A 24,265-nucleotide genomic window follows, 5' to 3' on the forward strand; every position below is an offset into this window, starting at 1 on the left:
ATTCGGGAGGTGCCCATTTTGGGCATGAAGCCCATAGACGGCCAATGAATAAACCTGAGATATCCATTACCATTTCCGCATGATTGCCCCTCTCTCCGAATTGCTCTGGACGCGGCGCCTGAAGCTGCGCCATCTGGAAGTGCTGATCGCCCTGGAAAAGGCCGGAACCGTCACGGCCGCGGCCAAGGCCATGCACATGACACAGCCCGCGCTGTCGCACTGGCTGAGCGATATGGAAGACATGGTGGGCACGCCGCTGTTCGCGCGCGGCAGGACGCTGGCGCTGACCGAAGCGGGGCGCTCGTTGTGGCGCTACGCCTGCCGCGTGCTGGGCGACACCGCGCGCACGGGCGAGGAGATCGAGGCGGTCAAGGCCGGCGTCGCCGGCCGCCTGCATATCGGCACCATCCTGTCGGCCGCGCCGGTGCTGTTGCCGCGCGCCATCGCCACGCTGCACCAGCGCGCGCCGGACGTGCAGATCGAACTGGTCGAAGGCCTGCTGGATCCGCTGATCGAACGGGTGGCGCGCCACGAGATCGATCTCATCATCGGGCCATTGGATCTGCGCGCCAGCCGCTCCGGCTTGTGCGGACAGTGGCTGATGACGGACAGCTTCAGCCTGGTGGCGCGGCGCGGACATCCGCTGGCCGGCCTGGCCGCGCCGCAGTGGGCGGACACGCAGGGCTATCCCTGGATCCTGCCGCCGCCGGGCGTGCTGTCGCGCGTCAGGCTGGACCAGGCGCTGGTGGACGCGGGCCTGACGCCGCCCAAGCCCGCGGTGGAAACGAGTTCGCTGGTGGCCCTGCTATCGCTGCTGCAGGACAGGGAGTACGTCGCGACGCTGGCCAGCTCCGTGGCCCACATGTACGAAAGGCTCAACCTCATCAGCATCGTGCAGGCGCCGACGCGCCTGGAGTTCGGTCCCATAGGCATGCTGTGGGCCGCGGATTCGCCCAGCATCGTGCTGCCCTGGTTGCGTGAAATCCTGCGCGACGAGGCGCAGGATCTCGCGCAGGAAGCGTCCGGGGCCGGCCAGCCTACCTGACGGTGGCGTATTCCAGCGTCTTGGGCGTGCCGGTCAGCACGCGCGGCGTATCGCCCACCACTACCGTATCGTCCAGGCGGAATCCGCCTATGCCATAGGCGTAGATGCCAGGCTCCGCGGAATACACCTCGTTGGCCAGCAGCGGACGCTGGCAGAAGGCCATGTCTTCCGGGTATTCGTGGTGGATGATGCCGACGGCATGCCCGGTGCGATGGCGGATGAAGTTGGCGTAGCCGGCCTTTTCGATCTCGGCCTGCGCGGCGGCGTCCATCATGCACACCGGATTGCCGGTGCGGGCCGCGGCGATGGCCGCTTCGTTGGCGGCCTTGGCCGCGGACCAGAGCCGGGTTTGCTCCGCGGAGGGCGCGCCGCAAAACCAGGTGCGCTCATTCTCGATGGTCAGCCCGTTCAGGCGCGGGATGACGATGTTGACCAGCACGTCGCCTTCCTTGATTCGCGCGCCGCAGGAGGCGCCGTCGCCATGCGGCGAGGCGGACGCCGGGCCGCTCAGCGTCCAGCAGCGGATGACTTCGAATTGCTCGCCCGGAAAGCGTTCGGCGGCTTCCTGCACGAACAGCGAGGCCATGGCGAAATCCAGTTCCTGGACCAGCCGGCCGGGGCGGATGTTCTCGCGGTACCGGTCCTGTATCCAGTCCGAGATCGACGCGGCGGCCGCCATCACGGCAATTTCTTCCTCGTGCTTCTGCCAGCGCAGCGAACGGCATTCCGCCGTGGCCGCGCGCAGCGTCAGGTCGGGCAACAGGCGGCCCAACTGCGCCAGCACGGGGCTGCCGCCTTCGACCGCGATGCGCGAACGCGCCAGCCCGGCCTGCCGCAGGCGTTCCGCCAGCACTTCCGGCAGCTGGGTAATCAAGGGCAGGCGGTCGGTGACGCGCGGGTGCTCCGCGTAGTAGGTGATGTCGGTGATCCAGACCTTGCCTTGCTCTTGCGAGAAGCGCATGTGATGGGTCGACAGTTCGTTCATTACCAGGAAGGGCGTGCCATTGCGCGGCACCACCGCGAAGATGGGGCGTTCCCAGGGCAGGACGTCGGTGTGGAAGTTGGTGGCGAACTGGAAGAAATCCGCCGAGGTGAACACGATGGCATCGACGGCCAGGTCGTCCATCAGTGCCGTCATTTTTTCGTGGCGATAGCGCCAGACGGCGTTGCTGAGCTTGGGCATGTCTTTCCTTTCCGGGTTGGGGTCAGTCGTTGCGCGATGGCATCCGGCCGATTATGGGGAAGGGGGTTATGCGTGCCCAATGAAAAAAGCTGAGGGCGCCATTAGCGTTATTGCATGGGCGCCCGTCAGCGCGATGGCCGAAGGCTAGGCGTAGCGCTCCAAACGGAACGGTTGGATATCCACCGGCGTCTGCTTGCCCTGGATCAGGGCGGCCATGGTCTCGCCCACCGCCGGGCCGATGCCGAAGCCGTGGCCCGAGAAGCCCGAGGCCAGGTAGAGCCCGGGCGCCTGGGCGACGGGGCCGATGACCGGCATGGCGTCCGGCGTCACGTCGATGTAGCCGCCCCAGGACTGCGCGATGCGCGCCTGCTGGAACACCGGGAAGGCGCGCAGCAGGCGCTCCCAGGCCTGGTCGATGCCACGCTTGTAGGGCGCGGGATCGAGCACTCGGCAGCGCTCGTAAGGGGTCTCGCGGTCGGCCGGAAAGCGGCGCGGCGTGGCCAGTTCCTCGAAGAAGCGCTTGCTGAAGCGGATGCGTACCAGCGAATTGTTGGCGATCCAGGCGCGCAGGAACTTGCTCATCAGGCGGAAGCTGTCCGGCACCAGCTCGGCCAGCGAGGCCGAGAACTGCGAGACGGTATAGCCGCCGTCGGCGCGCTTGCGGCAGGTGAAGTCCTTGCCGTTGATGGCCAGCGATACCCCGGCGTCGAACGGTTCGGTGCGCAGCACCGAGCCGCGCACCTTGAGCTGCGGGAAGTCCACGCCCAGGTTGCCGCAGAACAGGCGCGACCAGCCGCCGGCCGCCACCAGTACCGCCTGCGCGCGCAGCGCTCCGCGTTCGGTGAAGACGGTGTCGACGCGGCCGGCGCTGGTTTCCACGCCGCGCACGGCGCAGCGCTCGAAGATCAGCGCGCCGGCCTCGCGCGCCAGCGCCGCCACGCCTTGCGTGGCGATCTGCGGTTCGGCCACGCCGTCGGCCGCGCTGTACAGGGCGCCCGTCCAGGCGCGTCCCGTGCCGGGCAGCAGGCGCAGCGTGGCCTCGCGTCCCAGCATGTCGGCCTGCACGCCATGGGCGCGGGCCTTGTCCAGCCAGGTTTCATGGTCCGCGGCGTCGGCCTCGTTCTCTTGCAGGTAGACCAGCCCGTTGCGGCGGTAGCCGACCTCGACCTGGCCCTGGATCTCGCTCCAGAGCTGGTTGGCGCGCAGCGCCAGCGGCACTTCGGGCAGGTCGCGTCCCAAGGTGCGCACCCAGCCCCAGTTGCGCGAGGACTGTTCGCAGGCCAGCGTGCCTTTTTCGAACAGCGCGCAGCGCACGCCGGCGCGCGCCAGGGCCAGCGCGGTGCTCACGCCTATGATGCCGCCGCCGATGATGGCCACGTCCACCGTGGCCGGAAATTGCGTTTGTGTCGTCATGACGATGTGTAGGCGCCAGGGCAGGGGTTCAGGCAGGATAGCCCAGCGCATCGCGCAGGCGGTACCAGTTGATGGCCAGCGAGGCGCCGAATTGCCGCGCTGGGTAGAAGGGCATGCGCTCGATGGGCGTGACGGGAAAGTCGAGTTCGCCCGCCGGCACGCCGCGGATGGCGTCGGTCAGCACGCGGCCCAGCGCCGTGCCCATGGCCACGCCGCGTCCGCAATAGCCATAGGCGGTCCAGATGCCAGGCGCCAGGCGGTGCACGCGCGGCAAGTCGTCCATGGTCATGCCCACGCGGCAGGCCCAGCCGTGGCGCCAGGAGGCGTCGGCCAATTGCGGGAAGCGCGCGATCGCGGCGCGGCGCAGCTGTTCGCTGGTCGAGGGATCCAGATGCTCGGACGAGTGGCCGCGCCCGCCGATGACGAAGCGGCCCGCGGGATCGATGCGGCAGTAGTAGGTGATCTTGCGCGTTTCGGAGATGCCGGCGCGCAGCGGCAGCAGCTGTTCCTGCAGCGCTTGCGGCAGCGGGTCGGTGGCGATCTGCGCGCTGGAGACATTGACGTAGGACTGCGCCACGGCGGGCCACAGCCGGTCGGTGTAGGCATCGGTCGCCAGCACCACGTGGCGCGCCTGCACGGCGTGGCCGTTGACGGTCAGCGTCGCGCCGCCGTTCGGCGCGGGCGCGATGGCCGATACCGGCGAATGGTCGTGCACGGCCGCGCCGGCATCGGCGGCGGCGCGCGCCAGGCCGCGCGCGAAGGCCAGCGGCTGCACCGCGCCGGCGCGTTTCTCGCGCAGTCCGGCCGGCCAGAAGGTCGAGCCGGTGGCTGCGCGCATCGCGTCGGCGTCCAGGTATTCGACGTCGCCGCCGTGCGCATTCAGTTCCTGGGCGCGGCTCTTGAGATAGGTTCCCGAGGCGGCCGAAAACGCGCCCTGGATCCAGCCGTTGCGGGTGGGCGAGCAATCGATGCGCAGGCGTTCCGCCAGCTCGAACAGATAGTCCGCGTTGCCGTAGGCGAAGCGCATCATCCGGGCCGCCGCGTCCGCGCCGAAGCGGCGGATCAGCGCGGCGGGACCGGGCTTGAAGCCCGGCACTACCTGGCCGCCGTTGCGGCCCGAGGCGCGGTGGGCGACTTCATGGGCTTCGAACAGCGCCACCTTGAAGCCGGCGTGGGCCAGGTGCCAGGCGGCCGACAGGCCGGTGAAGCCGCCGCCGACCACGGCGGCGTCGACGCTGAGCGGACCGGCCAGGGCCGGCGAGGCGGCGCGCGCAGGCGCGGTCGCGGCCCACAGCGAGGCTGCGGGCGAAAACAGATCGTTGTTCATGGTGCCGGAGCTACTGGGCGTGGGTGACGCGTTTGAGGAAGTCGCGCATGCGTTCGTTGCGGGGATTGGTCAGCACGTCGCGCGAGGGACCTTGTTCGGCGATGCGGCCGTTTTCCAGGAACAGCACGCGGTCGGAGACGTTGCGCGCGAAGTCCATCTCGTGCGTGACGATGACCATGGTCATGCCTTTCTCGGCCAGCGTGCGCATGACCGACAGCACTTCGCCCACCAGTTCCGGGTCCAGCGCCGAAGTCGGCTCGTCGAACAGGATGGCCTCGGGCTCCATGGCCAGCGCGCGGGCGATGGCCACGCGCTGCTGCTGGCCGCCGGAGAGCTGCTGCGGATAGTGGTTCATCTTTTCGGCCAGGCCGACCGAGGTCAGGATCTCGCGGCCGCGCGCGGTGGCGGACGCCAGGCTCTCGCCCTTGACGTGCACCGGGCCTTCGATGACGTTTTCCAGCGCCGTGCGGTGCGGGAACAGGTTGAAGCGCTGGAACACCATGGCCACGCGCTGGCGGATGTCCTGGATTTCCTTGCGGCGCGCGTCCACGGTGACGCCGTCTATCGTGATGTGGCCGCCGTCGTAGCGTTCCAGGCCGTTGATGCAGCGCAGGAGCGTGGACTTGCCGGAGCCGGACGGCCCGATCAGGCAGACCACCTCGCCCTGCTGGATTTCGGCGTTGATGCCTTCCAGCACGCGGTGGGCGCCGAACGATTTGCTGAGGTTTTCGATCTTGATCATTATCGGCGGCCCAGGCGGCGTTCAAGTTTGCCGATGAAGTACATCATGGGCAGGCTCATGGCCAGGTACATGAGGGCGACCAGCGTGAAGATGGTGGCGCTCTTGAAGGTGGAGGAGGCGATCAGCTTGCTTTGCATGGACAGCTCGACCACGGTGATGACCGCCGTCTGCGAGGAGTCCTTGAGCATCATGACCACGTTGTTGCCGTAGGGCGGCAGCGCCACCTTGAAGGCCTGCGGCAGCACCACGCGGCGCATCAGCTTGGCGCGCGACATGCCCAGCGACTGGGCCGCCTCGAACTGGCCCGGATCGACCGCGTCGATGCCCGAGCGGAACACTTCCGACATGTACGAGGAGTAGGCGATGCCCAGCCCCAGCGCGCCGGCCTGGAAGGCGGTCAGGCTGATACCGATTTCCGGCAGCACGAAGTACATGTAGAACAGCACGACGATGATGGGCACGCCGCGGATGATGTTGGTGAGGATGCGGCTGGCGTGCGACAGCGGCGCCACGCCGCTGACCCGCAACAGGGCCCAGAACAGGCCGAGCGCCGTGGCGATCACCAGCGCCGCCGCAGTGATGGCGATGGTCGTCAGCACCCCCTGCATCAGCACCGGGAAGAACTCCGCGGCGTCACTGAAAAAAGACTGGAACATCTTGATTACCTGTTAGGCGGCGCGCCGCGGCCGACGGGGGCCGCCGCGGCGCACGGGATCAGGGCGCGACGCCCCATTTCTTCATGATGGCGGCGAGGGTGCCGTCCTGGCGCAGCACGTCGATGGCGGCGTTGAGCTGCTTGACGCGCTCGGTGTCGCCCTTGCGCACGGCCAGCGCGATGTTGGTGGGCATCGCGGGTTGATAGCTTTCGACGTAGCGCACGTTGCGCACGCCCTGGGTGCGCACCTGGTAGGAGATCACCGGACCGTCGCCGAAGGCCGCGTCCAGGCGTCCCAGCGCCACGTCGCGCACCAGGTCGGACATGGTTTCGTACATCTTGACTTCCTTCAGGCCGGGCGCAGCCTTCAGGGGTTCGACGTAGAGGGTGCCGATCTGCACGCCGACGGTCTTGCCCTTCAGGTCGGCGATGCTCTTGTAGTCGGTCTTGTCCTTCTCCGGCACGATCAGCGCTTCGCCGTACTCGACCACCAGCTGCGTGAAGTCCACTACTTCGGCGCGCTGCGGCGTCTTGGCGAAGGCCGAGGCGATGATGTCGATCTTGTTGGTCTGCAAGGCCGGCACCAGCGAGGCGAAGGGGATGGGCATCACTTCCGCCTTGAAGCCGGCCTGCTTGCCCACGGCCTGGGCGATGTCGATCATCACGCCCTGCAGGGTATTGGTCTTCGGGTCCAGGAAGTTGAACGGCACCGCGGTGGGCGTGGCGCCCACCTTGACGGTCTGGGCATGCGCGCCCGACAGCGCGGCGGCGCACAGCGCCGTCGCCAACAACGTTTTCAACACTTTGTGCAGCATCGGAATCCCCTTGGAAGCCGGAAGCGCGCGCCTGCACGGTCTATTGGACGTCCGATTTCGTCCCTGTCAGGTGCGCATTATCGTATCGAATAGCGATAAGCATGTATCGCATGTAGATTTTATAATCCGCGCATGGAAAGCCTGTCAACAAACCCGTCATCACGCTAAGCGCTTTTTATTTAAGGGTTTTCCCGAAATAAAGCAGTGCCAAAAAGGTAGAATGCATCAAAGAAACCCGCGCTTTTTCTTGCATTCATTCGAATTGGAATGCAATCTGTGCGTATCGAACACTAATAGCCTCGCGGCACAGGCCGCTCAGCCCAGCCATGAACCCGGAATCCTCCACGCTGTACGTCCAATCCCTGGCCACCGGCATCGCCGTGCTCGATGCCTTCGATGCCGAGCACACCTCCATGAGCCTGCCGGACATCGCTGCGGCCGCGGGCATCACCCGCAGCGCCGCGCAACGCTTCGCCTTCACGCTGGAAGCGCTGGGCCTGCTCAACAAGGATCCGGTCAGCAAGCGCTATTCGCTGTCCTCGCGCACGCTGGACACCGGCTGCCGCTACCTGGAATCCCATCCGCTGCTGGACCGCGCCAATCCCTTTCTGCTGGAACTCAACCGCAACGCGGGCGAAACGGTGAACCTGGCGGAGCCGTCGGGCCAGGACATGATCTACATCGGCCGCTTCCCCAGCCCGCTGCGCCTGCTGGTGCACATGCCGGTGGGCCGGCGCATCCCCATGTACTGTTCCTCGACCGGACGCGTCTACCTGGCGGGCATGAGCGACGAGCAGGCCTACGAAGCGCTGGCGGCCAGCGAGCGCGTGAAGTACACGGCCAACACGCTGACCGACGTGGATGAGCTGATGGCGCAGATCCACCTGTCGCGGGAGCAGGGCTACGCCTGCTGCAAAGAGGAGTACTACCGGGGCGATCTGGCGCTGGCGGTGCCGGTCTACGACCTGAACCAGCGCGTGGTGGCGGGGCTGCAGTTGTCGGTGTCGGCGGCCAAGTGGACCGTCAAGCGCGCGGTGTCGCGCTTCGTGCCGATGATGCTGGAGACTGCCAGGCAGATCTCCACCTCGCCGCCCACGCCGCGCGCCCTGACCGCGTTCGGCGGCGGGGCCGCGCGCGACCTGCACGCCGAGCCGCCGGGGAAGGTCGGCGGGCGCAAGGCCTAAGCTTCGCGCCGCCTTGCCGTGGCGGCCTCAGGCCGTATGCGGCGCCTGGTCGTCCGGCTTGTTGCGGCGGCCAGGCTTGCCGTACAGCAGGCGCGCGCACAGGAATGCGCTGAACGCGCCGGGCGCCGCGCCGATGCTCAGGCAGAAGCCGAAGGATTCCTGCCATGGCCTGTTGCTGCTGCCGAAGCCAAGCAGAAACACGAAGCCGTAGACCGCGCCGATCAGCGCCATGCCGGCGCAGGCTAGCCAGGACGGCTGCGCCGGCCGCAGCGCGCCGGCCACGATGCCGCACAGCAGGGCGGGAACGAAGCCGAAGATGTAGAACCACGGCAGGGCGTAGACCAGCATGAGCAGCGTCTCCGGGTCCCGCGTGATGGCGGTAAGGGCGAGGATGACGCCCGCGCCTCCGATCGGCGGCGCGGCCACGCCGTACAGCGCGCCGCCCGAGACCAGGTCGCCGCCGAGGCGCCGGCCGGCTTGGCCGGGCGCGTCGCGCTGTGCCCGGCGGTATGCGATGGCGGCGAAGACGCCCACGAGCAGGATGGCGACCGAGATGTATGGGTTCATCGCCCGATGATACCGTGGGCGCCGGCCTGCCCGGATCGCGCGGCGTCCTGTGCGGCACGCTCGCGATGCGCGGGCGGGGAATCAGGGTTCCTGCTTGCCGGCGCGCGCTTCGGTGTTGTCGCCGATGGCGTTCGCGCGCGCGGCCGGGTTGACCTCGTTGGACCTGCGCCGGTCGGCCGTGCGCCGCATCAGCTGCTTGCTCACCATGGCGGCGACGAAGGCATTGCGCCGGGCCGCGTCGTAGCCGGGTTGGTTGAGCGCGTGCACGTATTCGTTGATGATGGGTTTCATGGGTATCCTCTCGTCGCCTTGGCGCCGGCCTGGGGCCGCGGACCGGAAACTGGACGACGAGGCGCAAGCGCCTCAGGAACGCGTCGTCCAGGTTGCACTTCAAATTCGCGGCCTGCATTGCCAGGCCGCGGTACGACTCCATGCCTTGCAACTGGTAGCTGACTTCGATGTTGGCGTAGCGGTCGTGGCTGTCCCTGACTTCCGGGCGCTTGCCGAAAAGCGCATCGGCTTCGTCGAACAGCAGGATCGCGCCGCTTGCTTCCGTGGCTTCGAACAGGCGGCGCAGGTTCTTTTCGGTTTCGCCGATGTATTTGCCGACGATGCTGGACAGGTCGACGCGGCGCAGTTCCAGCCCCGTCTCGCGCGCCAGCGCCTCGGCGCTTGCGCAGGCCTGCGCCAGGGCTTGGGCCCGGCTCTGGCTGCCGTCATCCCACAGGGCCAGGATGCGCGCTTCGGCCGGGACGTTCATGGCTGCCGTCCTTCGAGTTGTCCGGCCCGTTGCTGGATGCGGATGACGACGAATTCGGCGGGCCTGAGCGGGGCGAACCCGACCAGGATGTTGACCACGCCCCGGTCGATGTCCGCCTGCGTGGTGGTTTCGCCGTCGCACTTGACCAGGTAGGCGTCGCGCGGCGTGCTGCCCTGGAATGCGCCCTGGCGGAACAGCGTGTTCATGAAGTTGCCCGCGTTCAGCCGGATCTGCGCCCACAGCGGTTCCTCGTTGGGTTCGAACGCGGTCCACTGCGTGCCGCGCCGCAGCGAGTCCTCCAGATAGAGCGCCAGGCGGCGCACCGGCACGTACTTGTATTCCGAGGCGAAGTGGTCCGCGCCCTGCAGGGTCCTGGCGCCCCAGCACACCGTGCCGCGGCCGGGGAAGGTGCGCAGGCAATTGACGCCCAGCGGATTCAGGTTGCGGCTTTCGTCGTCGCTGACCACGGCGGCCAGCGAGACCACGCCGGCAAGGCTGGCGTCGACGCCGGCTGGCGCCTTCCACACGCCGCGATTGCCGTCGGTGCGCGCATAGAGGCCGGCTATGGTGCCGCAGGGCGGCGTCAGTCGCGGCTGGCCGCCAGCCAGCGGATCGGCCACCTGGGTCCAGGGAAAATACACCGCGGCGTGGTCGGAACGCGGCAGGGCGGTATCCATGGCCGCCGCCATGGAGGCGGAGTCGCGGGCCGCCGGCGGCGCGTCGACGATCATGAAGGCGCGCCGTTCCTTGCAGTAGGAAACTGCGTCGGCCAGCACGCCGCTATCCGTGACGGCCGGCAGGCACAGCAGGTTGAAGTGGTCCGCGCCGTCCAGCGCGTAGATGCCGCGGCGCCGCGCGCGGTCGGAGACGTAGGCGGCGCGCATATCGTCCGGCGCGTCCGCCGGTGCCGCCACGCGCACCGCCCAGGCGTCGCTGCCGCCGTTCAGGAAGAACTGGCGCACCGCGTAGCCGAGCTCGAAGCCGTTGGCCAAGCCGCCGAAGGCGCGCTCATAATCGGAAAAGGCGCGGATCCGCAGCGCCGTGTCGGCTGGACCGTCAGGCGCCGCGCCCACGAACGCCGCGACCGAGGTCGGCACGCCGGCGATGTCGCGCGCACCGCCAGTCATCTCCTGGATGTACACGCCGGGGGACGGGACGGGGGCCATGGACTGCTCCTTTCACGACTTCTGAATGAAGTGTTCTTGCAGCAGGCGATTCGGTGAGGACGGCCCGTGGGCCGTGGGCTGGAGGTCAGGCGCTGGCGCGGCGCGCGGCGGGACCGGCATGTGGCGGGCGTTGCGCCGCGCTTCTAGTTCTATTGCAGCGGAAAGGCAATCGGGCAAAAGTGGGAGCCCAGTCAGAAGCGTTATAGAAGGTCTGATAAAAGCGGGCAATAGCTTTTCCGGAGTGTTAACGTTCTGTTGCTTATTCCCAGGAGCGCGAGATGTATAGCCTGACCCGTATGTGGCGTGTGCATGCTTTCCCGACTCTCTCCTGCGCGCTTGCGGGCCCGCCCGGACGCCGCGCGCGGCTCGCCCTGGCCGTGGCCGGCGCCTGCCTGGCGCTGGCAGCGGCGGCGCAGCCCCAGCCGCAAGTCCCGTCGCAAGTCCCGTCGCAAGTCCCGTCGCAGGTCCCGTCGCAGGTCCCGTCTCAGACCCCGGCGGCCGCGCCCGCCCAATCCGAATCCCAGGCGCAGGCCTCGCAGGCCGACGCCGTGCGCTCGCTGCAATGGCCGCGCAGCTTCGAGGCGCCCGACGGCACCAAGGTCGAGCTCTACCAGCCGCAGATCGACACCTGGACCGCGGATCGCATCACCGGCCGCATGGCGGTGGCGGTTGGCGCGGCCAAGGGCAGCCCGACCTACGGCGTGGCCGATTTTTCCGCTCGGGCCGAGGTCAACAAGCCGGCGGGACTGGTGCATCTGTCGGACATCCGGGTCGAGCGCGTGCAGGTGCCCACGGCGCCGCAAGAGGCCGCCAAGCTGCGCAGCCTGCTGCAGGCCCGCTTGCCGGCCAAGGGCGTGGTCACGCGGCTTGATGCGCTGCAACTGAGCTATACGCTGTCCCAGAACAATCCAGCCGCCAAGACCGTGCCGGTGGAGAACGCGCCGCCGCGCATCGTCTACCGTACCGTCCCCAGCGTCCTGGTGCTGATCGACGGCGAACCCGCCTTGGCCGAGGTGGCCGATGCCGCGGGCTGGCGCCGGGTCGTCAACACCCGCGCGCTGATGCTGGTCAATAGCGCCGGCCGCTATTTCCTGCAGGCCGCGGGACATTGGTATGAAGCGGGCGGCGCCTCCGGGCCATGGACGGACCTGTCCCAGCCGCCGGCCGCGCTGCTGTCCGCCGCCGACGCGGCGCGCCGCAAGGCCGCGCCCGATCCACTCATGCCGCATGGCGGCCAGCCGCCGCAGCGCGCGCCGGCGATCGTGGTTTCCACCGCGCCGGCCGAACTGCTGATTACCGTCGGCCAGCCTGAACTGCGGCCGGTGCCGGGCACTTCGCTGCTGTCGGTGGCCAACGCCGACCATGCCTTGTTCATGAATCCCGGCGACAACCGCTATTACCTGCTGGCGTCCGGCCGCTGGTTCCGCGGCGCCAGCCTGGACGGCCCCTGGTCCTTCGTTCCCGGCAAGCAGTTGCCGCGCGACTTCGCGCGCATTCCGCCGCAGGATCCGCAGTCGGGCGTGCTGGCCTCGGTGCCGGGCACGCCGCAAGCCAAGGAGGCGCTCATCGCCTCGACCATTCCGCAGACCGCCACGGTGTCGCGCAGCGACGCGAAGCTGCAGGTCGACTATGCGGGCGGTTCGCCGACGCTGCGGCCCATCCAGGGCACCGCGCTGTACTACGCCGCCAATTCCCAGGTGCCGGTGATCCAGGCCGAAGGCCGCTACTACGCGCTGTCGCGCGCGGTCTGGTTCGTCGCCGATTCGCCCCTGGGCCCGTGGCGCGTGGCCGATCATGTGCCCGCGACCATCTACGCGATTCCCGCCAGCTCGCCCCTGCATTACGTGACCTATGTGCAGGTGTACGGTTCCACGCCGCAAAGCGTGGTGTTCGGCTACACGCCCGGCTACATGGGCGTGGTGGTCAGTCCGGACGGCACCGTGGTCTACGGCACCGGCTATGCGTATCCGCCGGTGATCGTGCAGGACACCTGGGTCGGCTATCCGCCCAGCTATGGCTACGACGCGGCGTTCGACATGGCCGCGGGCTTCGCCTTCGGCTTTGTCGCCGGCGAGACCTGGGGCGGCGCGGCGCCGTATTGGGGGCCCTATTGGGGCGCGCCCTACTGGGGCGGCGTCAACGTGAACCAGGTCGACGTTTATGGCGCCTGGGGCGGTTCCGGCGTGGTGACGCACGCGGCGGGTTGGAACGGCTGGACCGGAACCGAATGGCAGGGCACTCACGCCGAGGGCTACAACCCGCAGACCGGAGCGGCCTTCGAAGGCACGCGCGGCGCGGCTTACAACGAATACACCGGCAACGCCGCAGCGGGACGGCGGGACGCCTATACCAATCCGACGACCGGCGCGTCCGGCGCGGGCCGCGCCGGCGTGGTCGCCAACGACGACGGCCAATGGGCCGCGGGCCGCCAGGACGTGCGCACCAACTCGAACACCGGCCGCAGCACCATCTCCTCCGCCACCGCGACAGGCACAGCGGGCCAAGGCGTGGACAACGTGGACCGCCGCGGCGCCACCTACAACCGCAACACCGACAGCGGCATGGCCTGGAACAACGGCAACGTCTACGCCGACCGCAACGGCAATGTCTACGAGCACACCGACAACGGCTGGCAGAAGCACACCAGCTCGGGTTGGCAGCCCGTGCAGCCGGCCGCGCAATCCGGCGGCAACTACCTGAACGGCCAGCGCCAGGCGCGCGATTTCTCAGGCGACCGCATGGGGGGCGCGGAGGGAGGCTGGCAGGGGCGTGGCGCGGGTGGCATGGAGGGAGGCGGCTGGCAGGGTCGGAGCATGGGGAGCATGGGTGGCGCCAGGGGAGGCTGGGGCGGAGGGTTCCATGGCGGAGGATTCCGCCGCTGAATCGGGCGCCGCTTGTGGCGCTCGCAGGGGAGTGCAGTCACGCGGCGTCGCCGCAAGTCGCTGGCGCCCCATTTGCGCAGCCCCGCGGCCCGGGACTAGACTGGCCGCTTCCTTATTCCTCACGCATTCCGCCATGGCGCTGCATAGCTGGCTCATCTACCTGGTCGCCGTTATTGGCTTGTCCGTGACCCCCGGTCCCAACACTCTGCTTGCCCTGACGCATGGGGCGCTGCATGGCCACCGCAAGGCGCTGTGCACCATCGCCGGCGGCGCGGTGGGCTTCGTCGCGCTGATCGCTTTGTCGATGCTGGGCATCAGCGCCTTGCTCAAGGCCTGGGGCCCCGCGCTGACGGTGCTGAAGTGGGCGGGCGGCGCCTACCTGATCTGGCTGGGCATCCAGCTCTGGCGTTCGCCCGGTGTGCAATTGCAGCCCGCGCCCGACATGCCGCGGATACGCGGCATACGCATGTTCAGCCAGGGCCTGCTGTCGGCCATCTCCAATCCCAAGGCGCTGCTGTTCTACGGCGCCTTCCTGCCGCAGTTCATCGATCCGGCCCGCAGCCTGTACACGCAATTCGTGATCATGGCGGCGACCTTCGTGGCGGTCGAGTTCATGGTCGAGTATGTGCTGGCGCGCATGGCGCATCGCGTGCGTCCGTGGCTGGAACGCGCCGGCCGGCGCTTCAACAAGGTATGCGGCGGCCTGTTCGCCGCCATGGGCGCGGCGCTGCCGGGGTCCTGAGCGCGGCAGTTGCAGCTGCGCGTTCCGCACAGTTCAGCGGTTTCACCGCTCCAGCAACCACAAGCCGGACTCCGGGTCGACCGTGGCGCGCGCGCCGTCCGCCCGGACCTGTTCCTCGTCCAGCCGCGACGCGGTAGCGGCGTCGATATCGAAGCCGATCCCGAGTGCGCGCGAGACGTTCGGATCCTCGATGGGCAGCTCCCAGGTCAGGAACAGCTGAGCCAGATCCATGCCGGCCGCGAAGTCGGCCTCGCGAAAGCCGTTGCCGCGACGCAGGATGACGCCATGCGGCTGGCCGGTATCGAAGACCATGGCGGTGCCGCGTACCAGCGGAATGCGCAGGCCGGCGGCCGGGAAGTGCACGTCCAGGCCCCGGTCGTCGCTCAGGAACAGATTGCAGAAGGCGGCGCCGCCATATTGCGCGCCGTCGTGGTGGTATCTGGCGCCGCGGCAGGCCATGAGGGCGATGTCGGCGGCCGCCAGCGCGCCGGATAGTCCCAGCGTCCCGGTCCAGTCGCGCATGGCCTGCAGGCACAGGCCGTATTCCGGCCAGCGGGCCTGCGTGCGCGCCAGGGGCATCTGTTCCACGTCGCCGGGTTCCAGGCACAGGCGCGAGGCCATTTCCCTGTCCCAATCCGCGTGCACGCGCAGGGGCGGCGCGGGCAGGTCCAGCGTGCCGGTCAGCACGGTGCTGCTGACGCTGCGGCTGCGCATGGCGTCGCCGCTCCAGTAGTAGGAGGCGAGACGGTTGGCATGACGCGATGGCGGATCGTGGCTCATCGGGGGAGTGGCGGTTCCAGGCACGGCGGTGCCGAGCTGGAGCCGCGGGGGAATGCGGTGGTGGAAAGCCGATATGTTAAAGCCGTGGGCTTGAAGCAGTGGCTTTGACGCAGCGGGCCTGACGCCGCAGGCTTGAAGCAGCGGCCCTGAAGCGGCCGCCTTGCAGCGGCGGCCCTGAAGCAACGACCTTGAAGCCGCAGGACCGGCGCCCAGCCCCGCGGCTACACGGCGTCTCAATCCCCCAGCAGCGCGGCCAGCCGCTCCACTTCAACCGCCTGCCGGTAGGCACGCTTCAGGTAGAGCTGGGCGTCGTGCTCCCACGAGAAGCCGATGCCGCCATGGACCTGGATGCCCAGCTTCACGGCGCGGCGCGCCGCGCCCGCGGACAGGCGGGCGGCCAGGGATGCCAGTTCCGGATCGGCCGGGGCGCGAGCCTGCAGCAGCGCCTCCACGGCGTAGCGGCTGTTGTCCAGGCCCGTCCAGGCGTCGACCAGGGCGTGCTTGACCGCCTGGAATTGCCCGATGGGCCGGCCGAACTGTTCGCGCTCCTTGGCGTAGGCGATGGCCAGGTCCAGGGAGGCGCCCGCCGCGCCGATGAGCTGCGCCAGCTGGAAGGCCAGATGGTTCTGCAGCGCAGGCAAGACCATTGCCGCCGGCAGCGCGGCCTGCGCGACGGCCGGCCCGCGCAGGCAGGCCAGCGCCACGGTGGGGTCCAGGCCTTGCACGGATTCCAACATCGCCGGGTCGTGGCGGGCCAGCAGCCAGCCCTCGCCCTGCCTGCTCAGGCGCAGGTACTGGGCCGAGGGGCCGTAGTCGTCTATCCAGCCCTGTTCGTCGCCAGCGCGGTCGCAACGGATGCTGGCCGGATGCTCGGCCTGGAAGGCTTCCGATCCCGCTTCCAGCCAGCCGCCGTCGGCCAGCTCCTTCCACAGCGCACGTTGGGCTTCGTCATGGGCCGGCAGGGCGAGGCGCGCGTAGGCGGCGGGATGCTGCTGCTCCAGCAGCCGGCCAAAGGTCGAGGACAGCAATGTCCTGATTTCGCTATGCATGTTGTCCCCTGTCCTTGGGCAGGCCGAGCAGGCGTTCGCCCACGATGTTGCGTTGGATTTCCGAGGTGCCGGCCACGATGGTTTCGGCGCGCGACCACAGGAATTCGCGCATTACGCTGGCGGCGCCGGCATGCGGTGCGGCGGCCTGCGGGCCAATGATGGCGGCTTCGCCCAGCAACTCCACGCGGTGTTCCCAGATCCGCTGGCGGGTTTCGCTCCACAGCAGCTTGAGCATGGCGCCATCGATGCCTGGCGTGTTGCCTTCGGCCACCTGGCGCAGCACGCGGTCCACGCGCCAGCGGATGACCTGGCACAGATCCGAAAGCTCGCGCACGCGCCGCGCTTGCACGGCGCGTTCGTCCTCGGCCAGCGCGGCCTGCGTCAGCGCCTGGGTCAGTTGGCGCAACTCGTCTTCCAGCTGGACCACGCGCGGCATGAAGTAGATGCCGCGCTCGTATTCGGCGGCGGCCATGGCGATGCGCCAGCCTTCGCCGGGTTCGCCCAGGATGCGGCCCTCCGGCACCGGCGTGGCGTCGAATAGCACCTCGTTGTAGTCGGCCTCGCCTGTCATCTGGCGTATGGGTTCGACCCGCAAGCCTTCTGCCTGCATGTCGATGAGCATGAAGCTCAGGCCGCGGTGGGCCTGGCTGTCGGGATCGGTGCGCACCAGCGCGAAGCACCACTTGGCCAGATGCGCCTGGGTGGTCCAGATCTTGCGGCCGCTGACGCGCCAGCCCGGGCCTTCGGGTTTGGCGCGGGTGCGCACTGACGACAGGTCCGAGCCGGTCTGGGGTTCGGAATAGCCCTGGCACCAGATTTCGCTGCCGTCGCGGATGCCGGGCAGGAATTGCACCTTCTGCGCAGGCGTGCCGAAGCGCAGCAGGGTGGGCGCGAGGATCGCGTGGGCGATGCTGTTGATGGGCTGCGGCGCGTGCAGGTGCGCGCACAGTTCATGGAAGGCGATGAGCGTGGCGGTGCTGAGTTCGCGGCCGCCGTACTCGCGCGGCCAGGTGAGCGCGATCAGGTCGGCCTCGCACAGCATGCGGTTCCAGGCCTGGCGGCATTCCTGCGTGTGCGAGGCGGTGACCGGATGCTGCTGGCGCAGCTCTGCCAGCGCGGCGCGCAGCCAGGCCTCGGCGTCTTCGAGAAAATGTTCGGTGCGTATCATGGCTGAAGGGAATCAGGGGTTGGGATGCAGCACGCGCGGCGCGCCCTCGATGCGCACGGGCGCATCGATCCAGCGGTCCAGCCCGGCAGGCGGCAGGCCGTCGACCAGGGCCAGCGGCACGAAGGCGCCGTCGCGCAGGTCGAAGATGCCGATGTCGGCATAGACGCGCCCGACCACGCCCGCGCCGGTCAGGGGCAGCGTGCAGCGGCTGCGCAGGCGCGGCGCGCCGTCGCGGGTCAGCGCTTCCATCATGACCCAGACGTTGCGCGCGCCCACGGCCAGGTCCATGGCGCCGCCCACCGAGGGCATGGGATCGTCCGCGCCCAGCGACCAGTTCGCCAGGTCGCCGTGGCAGGAGACTTCGAAGGCGCCCAGCACGGTGATGTCGATGTGGCCGCCGCGCATGATGGAGAAGGAATAGACGTGGTCGAAGATGGCGGCCCCTTCGGTCAGGGCGATCGACTGCTTGCTGGCGTTGATGAGGTCGCCGTCGGCGGCCTCGTTGCTTTCAAGCAGGCGCATGCCGAGGATGCCGTTCTCGCTGTGCAGCTGTACGCCGCGCGCGGGGTCGAGACGGTCGGTGACCATGGTGGGCATGCCTATGCCCAGGTTGACCACGGCGCCGGCCGGCAGGTCGCCGGCCACCAGCGCGGCCAGTTGCTCGCGTGACAGTCGTTTCATTGCGGGTTCCCCAACAGGCGGTGGACGAACAGGCTGGGCGTGACGATGGCATCGGGATCCAGCGCGCCGCAGGGCACGATCTCGTCGACCTCGACGATGGTGCTGCGCGCGGCCATGCACATGACCGGGCCGAAGTTGCGCTGGGCGCGGCGGTAGACCAGGTTGCCCAGCGGATCGGCCCGATGCGCGCGGACGAAGGCGAAGTCGGCGCGCAGCGGTTCCTCCAGCACGTAGCCGCGGCCGCCGAACACGCGGGTCTCGCGGCCTTCGGCCAGCGGCGTGCCGTAGCCAGTGGGCGAGTAGAACGGTCCCATGCCTGCGCCGCCGGCGCGGATGCGCTCGACCAGGGTGCCCTGGGGCATCACCTCCACCGCCAGGCTGCCCGCCTGCACTCGTTCGCGGATCACGTCATTGCCCGGCATGCGCGGGTAGGAGCAGACGATGCGGCTGACGCGGCCCGTGGCCACCAGCGCGAGGAAGCTGGCCTCGCCCGCGCCGGCATTGTTGTTGATCAGGGTCAGGTCGCCCACGCCCGGCTTGGCCAGCAGGCCCGCCAGCAGGCGCGCGGGGATGCCCGAGCCGCCGAAGCCGCCCACGAAGATCACCGCGCCGGATTGCACGTCGCGCAGGGCGTCTTCCACGCTTGCGCAAGTCTTGTCTTTCATTGTTCCTCCTTGGTCCAGGCCGCGCGGCCCTGGGCGCACAGGGCGCCGGCCTGATGGCAGGCCAGGGCCACGCCTTGCGGCTGCCGCCATAGCGACACCGCCACGTCCAGGCCGGGATAGACCGGCGCCATGAAGCGCAGGTCCAGTTCGCCCAGGCGCAGGCCGGGCGTCTGCCGCAGCGCGGCTTCCAGCGCGCGGTTGACCATGCCCAGCAAGGCCGCGCCATGCAGGATGGGGCGCGCGTAACCCGCGCGCCGGGCGCTGGCCGGGTCCACGTGCAGCGGATTGCGATCGGCGTTCAGACGGTACAGCGCGGCCTGGTTGCGGCTGGTGGGCAGCACGATGACGCTGTCCGGCGGCGCGGCGGGGGGCGCGGGGATGGGCGCGGCCAGCGCGTCGCTCAGCGCGGCGTCGCCGCCCGAATAACCACCGTCTCCGCGGCAGATGTTCAGTTGTTCGATGACGGCGATTTCCCGTCCGGTGGCCGCGTCGCTCAGCGTGCGCCGCGTCACGACGAAGGCGCCGGGGCTCTTGTCGGCGATGCGCGCGACTTCCATCTGGCACACGACTTCGCCGCGCGTTGGCAGGCTGCCGGGGAAGCGCATGCGTTGCTCGCCGTGCACCACCTGGCTCCAGTCCAGCCCGTGGCGCGGGTCGCGCATCCAGAAGCCGGGGTAGGCCAGCACGCAGGCCATGGCCGGCAGGGCGCGCAGGTCCTGTTCGTAGAGGTAGCGGGTTTCGTCGCCCACGGCCTCGTCCTCGGCCAGGCCCGCGCCCACGCCCAGGGCGTAGAGGATGCAGTCATCCTCGCCATAGGCCTGGCGCTCGGGCGCGAAGATGTGGGACTTCAGGCTGCGGTAGTCCAGCGCCATGGCCGCCTCAGACCGGATCCCAGGCGAATACCTGGGCCGAAGTGTCCAGCGGCATGAAGGAGGCGCGCAGCGCAGCCATGCCGTGGTCGGCGATGCTCTCCGTGGTCCAGCCGTCCGAACGGTGCACCGAGCGCACGGGGCGCGACTGGCTCATCAGGAAGATCTCGTTCAGGCGGATGGCGAACACCTGGCCCGACACGTCGGCGGAAGCGTCGGAGGCCAGGTAGCAGATCAGCGGCGCAATGGTTTCGGGGCCCATGCGGCGGATCTTCTCGACGTGGCGCGCCTGTTCCTCGGTCTTGGCGGGTATGGTCTCCGTCATGCGGCTCCAGGCCAGCGGGGCGATGCAGTTCGAGCGCACGTTGAAGGCGGCCATGTCCAGCGCCATGGCCTTGGACAGGCCGACGATGCCGAGCTTGGCCGCGCAATAGTTGGCCTGGCCGCGGTTGCCGATGACCGCCGAGTTCGAGGTCATGTTGACCAGGCTGCCGCCGCCCTGTTCGCGGAAGTGCCGCGCGGCGGCGTGGCTCAAGTTGAAGCAGCCGTACAGATGCACCTTGACCACGGCGTCGAAGTCCTCGGGCGTGAGCTTGTGGAACATCTTGTCGCGCACGATGCCGGCGTTGTTCACCACGGCGTCGACGCGGCCGTAGGTGTCGGCGGCGGCTTCGATGATGCGCTGCGCGCTGGCGTACTCGGCCACCGAGTCGCCGTTGGCGATGGCCTCGCCGCCCGCGGCGCGGATTTCCTCCACGACCTGGGCGGCCGTGCTTTGCGAGGCGCTGGTGCCGTCCAGCGATACGTTCAGGTCATTGACCACCACGCGGGCGCCCTGCGCCGCCAGGGCCATTGCCGCGGCGCGGCCGATGCCGTTGGCCGCGCCGGTGACGACCACCACTTTTCCTTCCAGCATGTCGAATCTCCTTCAGTCCATCCAATTGGTTAGCACGGTGGTGGCCTGGGCGCTCAGCCCCCCGCCGTTGCCGTGCACGAGCGCGGTGCGCGCCTGTTTCACTTGACGTTCGCCGCAGTCACCGCGCAGCTGGCGCACGGCTTCCACCAGGCCGAACATGCTGTACATGCCGGGATGCACGCAGGACAGTCCGCCGCCGTTGGTGTTCACCGGCAGTTCGCCGCCGGGGGCGATGCGCCCGCCCGACACGAAGGCGCCGCCTTCGCCCTTGGCGCAGAACCCCATGTCTTCCAGGAACAGGATGGGATTGATGGTGAAGGCGTCGTAGAGCTGCACCAGGTCGATGTCGGCCAGGGCCACGCCGGCCCGTTCGCGCGCCAGGTCGGCGCTTTGTCCGGCCACGGTGCGGGTCAGGTCCGCCATGCAGGCGATCTGGCGGTGCGAGTGCGCCATGGCCGTGCCCTGCACGTAGACGGGGCAGTCCGTTTCGGCGCGCGCGGCGGCCGTCACCACGATGGCGCCCGCGCCGTCCGTCACCAGGCAGCAGTCGCGCGCGGTCAGCGGCGAGGAAATCACGCGCGCGGCCAGCACTTCGGCGATGGACAGCGGCTCGCGCTTGTAGGCTTCCGGATTCAGCCTCGCCCAGGCGCGCGCGGCCACCGCGACCTCGGCCAGCTGTTCTCGGGTGGTGCCGTATTCATGCATGTGGCGGCGCGTCGCCAGGGCGTAGCTGGTGGGCGGGTTGAAGGGCTGGAACGGCTCCTCGTAGGGAAACGGATCCAGTCGGGCGCGCGCGCCGGAAGTGGCCGACACGCCATTGCCGCCGCGCGGCGCCGCGCCGTAGGCGATGACGACGTTGCGGCACAGCCCGGCCTGAATGGCCGCCGCGGCGGTCAGCAGATGGCCGACGAAGGACGCGCCGCCGATCTGGGTACTGTCCATGAAGCGCGGAAACAGGCCCAGGTATTCAGACAGCTTGTTCAGCCACATCGACGAGGACAGGCTGGCGCTCATCAGGCCGTCGATGTCCTCCATGCGCAAGCCTGCGTCGCGCACCGCGGCATGCATCGCCAGCGAGGTGAGTTCCAGGTCGTTCAGGCCGCCCGCGTCGCCGATGCCCGCCGTGGCGCAGCCGGTAATGGCGATGGCGCCGCGCAGGTTCTTGTTCCAGTCCGTCATGACGCCTCCGGTCCGAACACCACGCGGGCGCGCTGCGGATCGGGCCGGGCCGTCAGCCGCATGCCGATGCGCAGCTCGCCTTCGTCCAGCAGCGTGGACATCATGCGGAAGCCTTCGTCCATGTCGGCCAGGATGACGTTGCGGGCGGGCGCCTGCGGCGTGGCCGGAATTTCCGAATAGGAATAGAGCGTGGCGCCCGCGCGCATGGGCCGCCAGGCATAGTCCTGCGAACGGCAGTGGGTGCAGTGCGTGCGCGGGAAGAAGAACGAGAGCCCGCAGCTGCGGCACACCTGGACTTCCAGCCGCCCCGCGCGCAGCGCCTCGGAGAAATACGCTTCCGGCGACGGCGAGCCGATGCGGACCTCACTCATCCTTGACCCCGGCCTGGGAGATGACGGCCTGCCACTTGTCCATCTCGTCGCTGACGAATTTGGTGTATTGGGCCAGGTCCATGTCGCCGGGTTCGGAGCCGGTGGAGCGGATGTACTCCTGCGTGGCAGGCTGCATCACCGATTTGCGTATTTCGCTGTTCAGGGTCTGCTCGATGTCGGCGGGCGTGCCGGCGGGGGCATAGACGCCCACCCAGGTGCTGAGGTCGAAGCCCTTGTAGCCGAGTTCGTTGAGCGTGGGCACGTCGGGGTAGCGCGGCTGGCGTTGCGCGGACGCGATGGCCAGGGGCACGATCTTGCCGGACTGCAGATAGGCGTTGGCGGTGACGGATTCGGCCATGCCGAAGGGCACCTGTCCAGATACCAGGTCGGTCATGGCCGGGCCCGCGCCGCGGTAGGACACGTGCATCAGCGGCAGGCCGCTCTGCTCGCGCAGCAGCTCGCCGACGATGTGGGGCGCGCCGCCGGCGCCGGCCGTGCCGTAGGGCACCGAGATCTGCTTCTGCGCGTAGGCCTTGAATTCGGCGAAGGTCTTGATGCCTTGGTTGGCGTTGACCAGCAGGAAGTTGGGGCTGACGGCCAGCAGCGCCACGGGAGCGAAGTCCTTGCGGGCGTTGTAGGGCAGCTTCTTCATGGCCGGGTTGATGACGTGGCTGGTCGCGCCCACCAGGATGGTGTAGCCGTCCGCCTTCTGCCGCGACACGTACTCGGTGGCGATCTGGCCGGTGGCACCGGGCCGGTTCTCGACCACGAAGGGCTTGCCCAGGCGGGTCTGCAGATCGGCGGCGATGCGCCGCGTCAGGATGTCGGTCATGCCGCCCGGGGCGTAGGCCACCACCAGGGTGACGGGCTTGGCCGGATAGGTATCGGCGGCGGCGATGGCGGGAAGGACGGCGAACAGCGTCAGCAGCTGCTTCAGGCCAGGCTTGAGTTTCATGTCGGGGGTCTCCTCGTCCGGCGGGCTTGTCAGCCCTGCTTGGTTATGGCGTCGAGGTGACCATCCAGATGGCGCGTGGTTGGCGGGCTGCCTGGAAAGCGGGCCTCGACGCGCTAATGATGGGAGCGGCCCATCATGCAAACAATTGATTAATTGTCATGAAGGCATTCAAGAAAGAGATGAATGACCGGCAGGCGCCGGTTGCCCCTGTTTGTCCAGATGCGCTTCGAAGGCCGCGAGAAAGGCGCTCGCGGCGCGCGACAGCCGGTAGTCGGCGCGGCGCAGGATGGACAGTTCGTGCAGGCTCTGCGGCCGGTCGGCGATGCACAAGGCCTTCAGGCCCATTTCCTGGCAGACGGCGCGCACGTAGCCCGGCATGACCGTGATGCCCATGCCACCGCGGACCATGGCGAAGGCGGTGGTCAGGCTGCCGGTCTGCGCCACGCTGCGCACCACCAGTCCCTTGTCGCGCAGGATCTGGTCCATCTTGCGGCGCACGGTGTAGGCGCCGCGCAGCAGGATGTGGGGATAGCGCGCCAGTTCCCGCCAACGCGCCTGCTCGCCTTGCGCCAAGGGGTGGTCGGCCGGCACCACCGCGTACATCGGTCCGCGGTAGACGACCCGGCAATCCAGCCTGGGGTCCTGGCTCTCCATCGCCACCAGGCCCAGGTCGGCCTTGCCGTGCAGCACGCGCTCGGTGGCCTCGTCGCCGGTGAGCTCGTGCAGGTCGAAGACGATGTTGGGATGGCGCGCATGGAATTGCGTCACCACCGGCGCGATCAGGGTGTGCATCATGATGGGCGAGGCGGCGATGGCGACCTCGCCGCGCTCCAGACCGGCCAGGCTGCTCAGGCTGCGTTCGGCCGCGCGCAGCGAGCCGAAGGTTTCCTGCGCGTAGGCATAGAGCTCGGCCGCGCCCTCCAGCAGCTCGACCCCGCGGGCGGAGCGTTCGAACAGCGCCATGCCTATGGCCTTCTCCAGTTCCGAGCAGAGCTTGCTGACGGTGGACTGGGTCAGGTTGAGCGCCTCGGCGGCGCGGGTGAAGTTCTTCAGCTCGTAGACGGCGCAGAAGGCCCGAAGCTGGCGCAGCGTGATACCCATGGTGCGACTCCCGCAAGAGGCGGCTATCGTACCCAAGCCGCCCGGGCTTT

Annotated in this window: 24 protein-coding genes and 1 pseudogene; 4 read left to right on the forward strand and 21 right to left on the reverse strand. The window is 68.9% G+C overall.

Annotation, left to right across the window (positions count from 1 at the left end; translation table 11 throughout):
- The first annotated feature begins 79 nt into the window (after window positions 1–79).
- Window positions 80–1,045 (forward strand): LysR family transcriptional regulator, encoded by a 966-nt coding sequence (locus tag HWY37_RS04750; RefSeq protein ID WP_175208775.1) that lies wholly within the window; start codon window positions 80–82, stop codon window positions 1,043–1,045.
- Here the strand turns inward: HWY37_RS04750 and HWY37_RS04755 are convergent.
- The 6 genes from HWY37_RS04755 to HWY37_RS04780 all read right to left on the reverse strand — a co-directional run bounded on the left by HWY37_RS04755 (window position 1,038) and on the right by HWY37_RS04780 (window position 7,180).
- On the reverse strand, window positions 1,038–2,228 hold the full coding sequence (locus HWY37_RS04755) for a M24 family metallopeptidase (RefSeq protein ID WP_175208776.1): 1,191 nt from the start codon (window positions 2,226–2,228) through the stop codon (window positions 1,038–1,040). The genes HWY37_RS04750 and HWY37_RS04755 overlap by 8 nt on opposite strands.
- Before the next feature lie 144 nt (window positions 2,229–2,372).
- Entirely contained in the window at window positions 2,373–3,641 is a 1,269-nt protein-coding gene (locus tag HWY37_RS04760; protein WP_176087982.1) for an NAD(P)/FAD-dependent oxidoreductase, read from the reverse strand.
- Window positions 3,642–3,669: 28 nt separating this feature from the next.
- Window positions 3,670–4,968, reverse strand: coding sequence for an NAD(P)/FAD-dependent oxidoreductase (locus HWY37_RS04765; RefSeq protein ID WP_176087983.1), 1,299 nt, complete (start codon window positions 4,966–4,968; stop codon window positions 3,670–3,672).
- Window positions 4,969–4,978: 10 nt separating this feature from the next.
- Entirely contained in the window at window positions 4,979–5,710 is a 732-nt protein-coding gene (locus HWY37_RS04770) for an amino acid ABC transporter ATP-binding protein (protein ID WP_176087984.1), read from the reverse strand.
- Window positions 5,710–6,366 carry an amino acid ABC transporter permease gene (locus HWY37_RS04775; RefSeq protein ID WP_175208491.1) on the reverse strand — a complete coding sequence of 219 codons (657 nt, stop codon included), beginning with the start codon at window positions 6,364–6,366 and terminating at the stop codon, window positions 5,710–5,712. Before HWY37_RS04775 ends, HWY37_RS04770 begins: the two co-directional genes overlap by 1 nt.
- 58 nt (window positions 6,367–6,424) lie before the next feature.
- Window positions 6,425–7,180, reverse strand: a complete 756-nt coding sequence (locus HWY37_RS04780) for a substrate-binding periplasmic protein (RefSeq protein ID WP_176087985.1) — start codon at window positions 7,178–7,180, stop codon at window positions 6,425–6,427.
- Between the two features lie 326 nt (window positions 7,181–7,506).
- On the opposite strand from HWY37_RS04780, the gene HWY37_RS04785 reads away from it, so the two are divergent.
- Window positions 7,507–8,364 carry an IclR family transcriptional regulator gene (locus tag HWY37_RS04785; RefSeq protein ID WP_176087986.1) on the forward strand — a complete coding sequence of 286 codons (858 nt, stop codon included), beginning with the start codon at window positions 7,507–7,509 and terminating at the stop codon, window positions 8,362–8,364.
- 27 nt (window positions 8,365–8,391) lie between these two features.
- Here HWY37_RS04785 and HWY37_RS04790 read toward each other — a convergent pair whose 3' ends face one another.
- From HWY37_RS04790 to HWY37_RS04805, 4 genes and pseudogenes are all read right to left on the reverse strand, one after another.
- The gene (locus HWY37_RS04790) at window positions 8,392–8,931 is read right to left on the reverse strand and encodes a hypothetical protein (protein WP_176087987.1); all 540 of its coding nucleotides are present in this window, start codon (window positions 8,929–8,931) and stop codon (window positions 8,392–8,394) included.
- 81 nt (window positions 8,932–9,012) lie between these two features.
- The gene (locus HWY37_RS04795; protein ID WP_175208495.1) at window positions 9,013–9,222 is read right to left on the reverse strand and encodes a hypothetical protein; all 210 of its coding nucleotides are present in this window, start codon (window positions 9,220–9,222) and stop codon (window positions 9,013–9,015) included.
- 55 nt (window positions 9,223–9,277) lie between these two features.
- Window positions 9,278–9,691 (reverse strand): annotated as a pseudogene (locus HWY37_RS04800) (AAA family ATPase); the annotation flags it as partial.
- On the reverse strand, window positions 9,688–10,857 hold the full coding sequence (locus HWY37_RS04805) for a phage tail sheath family protein (RefSeq protein ID WP_176087988.1): 1,170 nt from the start codon (window positions 10,855–10,857) through the stop codon (window positions 9,688–9,690). The gene HWY37_RS04805 and the pseudogene HWY37_RS04800, both read right to left, overlap by 4 nt.
- 278 nt (window positions 10,858–11,135) lie before the next feature.
- Here HWY37_RS04805 and HWY37_RS04810 point away from each other — a divergent pair, with 278 nt between their 5' ends.
- Window positions 11,136–13,739, forward strand: a complete 2,604-nt coding sequence (locus tag HWY37_RS04810; RefSeq protein ID WP_176087989.1) for a carbohydrate-binding family V/XII — start codon at window positions 11,136–11,138, stop codon at window positions 13,737–13,739.
- A 133-nt stretch (window positions 13,740–13,872) separates the two neighbouring features.
- Complete coding sequence (locus HWY37_RS04815; RefSeq protein WP_175208499.1) at window positions 13,873–14,481, forward strand: LysE family translocator; 609 nt, start codon at window positions 13,873–13,875, stop codon at window positions 14,479–14,481.
- A 42-nt stretch (window positions 14,482–14,523) separates the two neighbouring features.
- Here HWY37_RS04815 and HWY37_RS04820 read toward each other — a convergent pair whose 3' ends face one another.
- The 11 genes from HWY37_RS04820 to HWY37_RS04870 all read right to left on the reverse strand — a co-directional run bounded on the left by HWY37_RS04820 (window position 14,524) and on the right by HWY37_RS04870 (window position 24,215).
- Window positions 14,524–15,261 (reverse strand): hypothetical protein, encoded by a 738-nt coding sequence (locus tag HWY37_RS04820; RefSeq protein ID WP_176087990.1) that lies wholly within the window; start codon window positions 15,259–15,261, stop codon window positions 14,524–14,526.
- 233 nt (window positions 15,262–15,494) lie between these two features.
- Complete coding sequence (locus HWY37_RS04825; protein ID WP_176087991.1) at window positions 15,495–16,310, reverse strand: acyl-CoA dehydrogenase family protein; 816 nt, start codon at window positions 16,308–16,310, stop codon at window positions 15,495–15,497.
- Window positions 16,303–17,478 carry an acyl-CoA dehydrogenase family protein gene (locus tag HWY37_RS04830; protein ID WP_176087992.1) on the reverse strand — a complete coding sequence of 392 codons (1,176 nt, stop codon included), beginning with the start codon at window positions 17,476–17,478 and terminating at the stop codon, window positions 16,303–16,305. Before HWY37_RS04830 ends, HWY37_RS04825 begins: the two co-directional genes overlap by 8 nt.
- Window positions 17,479–17,490: 12 nt before the next feature.
- Complete coding sequence (locus HWY37_RS04835) at window positions 17,491–18,159, reverse strand: CoA-transferase (protein ID WP_176087993.1); 669 nt, start codon at window positions 18,157–18,159, stop codon at window positions 17,491–17,493.
- On the reverse strand, window positions 18,156–18,824 hold the full coding sequence (locus HWY37_RS04840) for a 3-oxoacid CoA-transferase subunit A (RefSeq protein ID WP_176087994.1): 669 nt from the start codon (window positions 18,822–18,824) through the stop codon (window positions 18,156–18,158). Before HWY37_RS04840 ends, HWY37_RS04835 begins: the two co-directional genes overlap by 4 nt.
- The gene (locus tag HWY37_RS04845) at window positions 18,821–19,696 is read right to left on the reverse strand and encodes a MaoC/PaaZ C-terminal domain-containing protein (protein WP_176087995.1); all 876 of its coding nucleotides are present in this window, start codon (window positions 19,694–19,696) and stop codon (window positions 18,821–18,823) included. The genes HWY37_RS04840 and HWY37_RS04845 overlap by 4 nt, the downstream gene beginning before the upstream one ends.
- A gap of 7 nt (window positions 19,697–19,703) precedes the next feature.
- Window positions 19,704–20,609, reverse strand: a complete 906-nt coding sequence (locus tag HWY37_RS04850; protein ID WP_176087996.1) for an SDR family NAD(P)-dependent oxidoreductase — start codon at window positions 20,607–20,609, stop codon at window positions 19,704–19,706.
- A gap of 12 nt (window positions 20,610–20,621) precedes the next feature.
- Complete coding sequence (locus HWY37_RS04855; protein ID WP_176087997.1) at window positions 20,622–21,788, reverse strand: acetyl-CoA acetyltransferase; 1,167 nt, start codon at window positions 21,786–21,788, stop codon at window positions 20,622–20,624.
- Window positions 21,785–22,159: a Zn-ribbon domain-containing OB-fold protein gene (locus HWY37_RS04860; protein ID WP_176087998.1), complete on the reverse strand. Its 375-nt coding sequence runs from the start codon at window positions 22,157–22,159 to the stop codon at window positions 21,785–21,787. Before HWY37_RS04860 ends, HWY37_RS04855 begins: the two co-directional genes overlap by 4 nt.
- On the reverse strand, window positions 22,152–23,114 hold the full coding sequence (locus tag HWY37_RS04865) for a Bug family tripartite tricarboxylate transporter substrate binding protein (RefSeq protein WP_176087999.1): 963 nt from the start codon (window positions 23,112–23,114) through the stop codon (window positions 22,152–22,154). The genes HWY37_RS04860 and HWY37_RS04865 overlap by 8 nt, the downstream gene beginning before the upstream one ends.
- A 168-nt stretch (window positions 23,115–23,282) precedes the next feature.
- Window positions 23,283–24,215 (reverse strand): LysR family transcriptional regulator, encoded by a 933-nt coding sequence (locus tag HWY37_RS04870; RefSeq protein WP_176088000.1) that lies wholly within the window; start codon window positions 24,213–24,215, stop codon window positions 23,283–23,285.
- Window positions 24,216–24,265 lie beyond the last annotated feature (50 nt).

The sequence above is a fragment of the Achromobacter anxifer genome, from assembly GCF_903652925.1.
Taxonomy (GTDB): Bacteria; Pseudomonadota; Gammaproteobacteria; order Burkholderiales; family Burkholderiaceae_B; genus Achromobacter; species Achromobacter anxifer.

What these genes read in the sequence shown, in the direction of transcription:
- HWY37_RS04750 (WP_175208775.1), top strand. Translation starts at nt 80, where the DNA reads ATGATTGCCCCTCTCTCCGAATTGCTCTGGACGCGGCGCCTGAAGCTG.
- HWY37_RS04755 (WP_175208776.1), bottom strand. Translation starts at nt 2,228, where the DNA reads ATGCCCAAGCTCAGCAACGCCGTCTGGCGCTATCGCCACGAAAAAATG.
- HWY37_RS04760 (WP_176087982.1), bottom strand. Translation starts at nt 3,641, where the DNA reads ATGACGACACAAACGCAATTTCCGGCCACGGTGGACGTGGCCATCATC.
- HWY37_RS04765 (WP_176087983.1), bottom strand. Translation starts at nt 4,968, where the DNA reads ATGAACAACGATCTGTTTTCGCCCGCAGCCTCGCTGTGGGCCGCGACC.
- HWY37_RS04770 (WP_176087984.1), bottom strand. Translation starts at nt 5,710, where the DNA reads ATGATCAAGATCGAAAACCTCAGCAAATCGTTCGGCGCCCACCGCGTG.
- HWY37_RS04775 (WP_175208491.1), bottom strand. Translation starts at nt 6,366, where the DNA reads ATGTTCCAGTCTTTTTTCAGTGACGCCGCGGAGTTCTTCCCGGTGCTG.
- HWY37_RS04780 (WP_176087985.1), bottom strand. Translation starts at nt 7,180, where the DNA reads ATGCTGCACAAAGTGTTGAAAACGTTGTTGGCGACGGCGCTGTGCGCC.
- HWY37_RS04785 (WP_176087986.1), top strand. Translation starts at nt 7,507, where the DNA reads ATGAACCCGGAATCCTCCACGCTGTACGTCCAATCCCTGGCCACCGGC.
- HWY37_RS04790 (WP_176087987.1), bottom strand. Translation starts at nt 8,931, where the DNA reads ATGAACCCATACATCTCGGTCGCCATCCTGCTCGTGGGCGTCTTCGCC.
- HWY37_RS04795 (WP_175208495.1), bottom strand. Translation starts at nt 9,222, where the DNA reads ATGAAACCCATCATCAACGAATACGTGCACGCGCTCAACCAACCCGGC.
- HWY37_RS04805 (WP_176087988.1), bottom strand. Translation starts at nt 10,857, where the DNA reads ATGGCCCCCGTCCCGTCCCCCGGCGTGTACATCCAGGAGATGACTGGC.
- HWY37_RS04810 (WP_176087989.1), top strand. Translation starts at nt 11,136, where the DNA reads ATGTATAGCCTGACCCGTATGTGGCGTGTGCATGCTTTCCCGACTCTC.
- HWY37_RS04815 (WP_175208499.1), top strand. Translation starts at nt 13,873, where the DNA reads ATGGCGCTGCATAGCTGGCTCATCTACCTGGTCGCCGTTATTGGCTTG.
- HWY37_RS04820 (WP_176087990.1), bottom strand. Translation starts at nt 15,261, where the DNA reads ATGAGCCACGATCCGCCATCGCGTCATGCCAACCGTCTCGCCTCCTAC.
- HWY37_RS04825 (WP_176087991.1), bottom strand. Translation starts at nt 16,310, where the DNA reads ATGCATAGCGAAATCAGGACATTGCTGTCCTCGACCTTTGGCCGGCTG.
- HWY37_RS04830 (WP_176087992.1), bottom strand. Translation starts at nt 17,478, where the DNA reads ATGATACGCACCGAACATTTTCTCGAAGACGCCGAGGCCTGGCTGCGC.
- HWY37_RS04835 (WP_176087993.1), bottom strand. Translation starts at nt 18,159, where the DNA reads ATGAAACGACTGTCACGCGAGCAACTGGCCGCGCTGGTGGCCGGCGAC.
- HWY37_RS04840 (WP_176087994.1), bottom strand. Translation starts at nt 18,824, where the DNA reads ATGAAAGACAAGACTTGCGCAAGCGTGGAAGACGCCCTGCGCGACGTG.
- HWY37_RS04845 (WP_176087995.1), bottom strand. Translation starts at nt 19,696, where the DNA reads ATGGCGCTGGACTACCGCAGCCTGAAGTCCCACATCTTCGCGCCCGAG.
- HWY37_RS04850 (WP_176087996.1), bottom strand. Translation starts at nt 20,609, where the DNA reads ATGCTGGAAGGAAAAGTGGTGGTCGTCACCGGCGCGGCCAACGGCATC.
- HWY37_RS04855 (WP_176087997.1), bottom strand. Translation starts at nt 21,788, where the DNA reads ATGACGGACTGGAACAAGAACCTGCGCGGCGCCATCGCCATTACCGGC.
- HWY37_RS04860 (WP_176087998.1), bottom strand. Translation starts at nt 22,159, where the DNA reads ATGAGTGAGGTCCGCATCGGCTCGCCGTCGCCGGAAGCGTATTTCTCC.
- HWY37_RS04865 (WP_176087999.1), bottom strand. Translation starts at nt 23,114, where the DNA reads ATGAAACTCAAGCCTGGCCTGAAGCAGCTGCTGACGCTGTTCGCCGTC.
- HWY37_RS04870 (WP_176088000.1), bottom strand. Translation starts at nt 24,215, where the DNA reads ATGGGTATCACGCTGCGCCAGCTTCGGGCCTTCTGCGCCGTCTACGAG.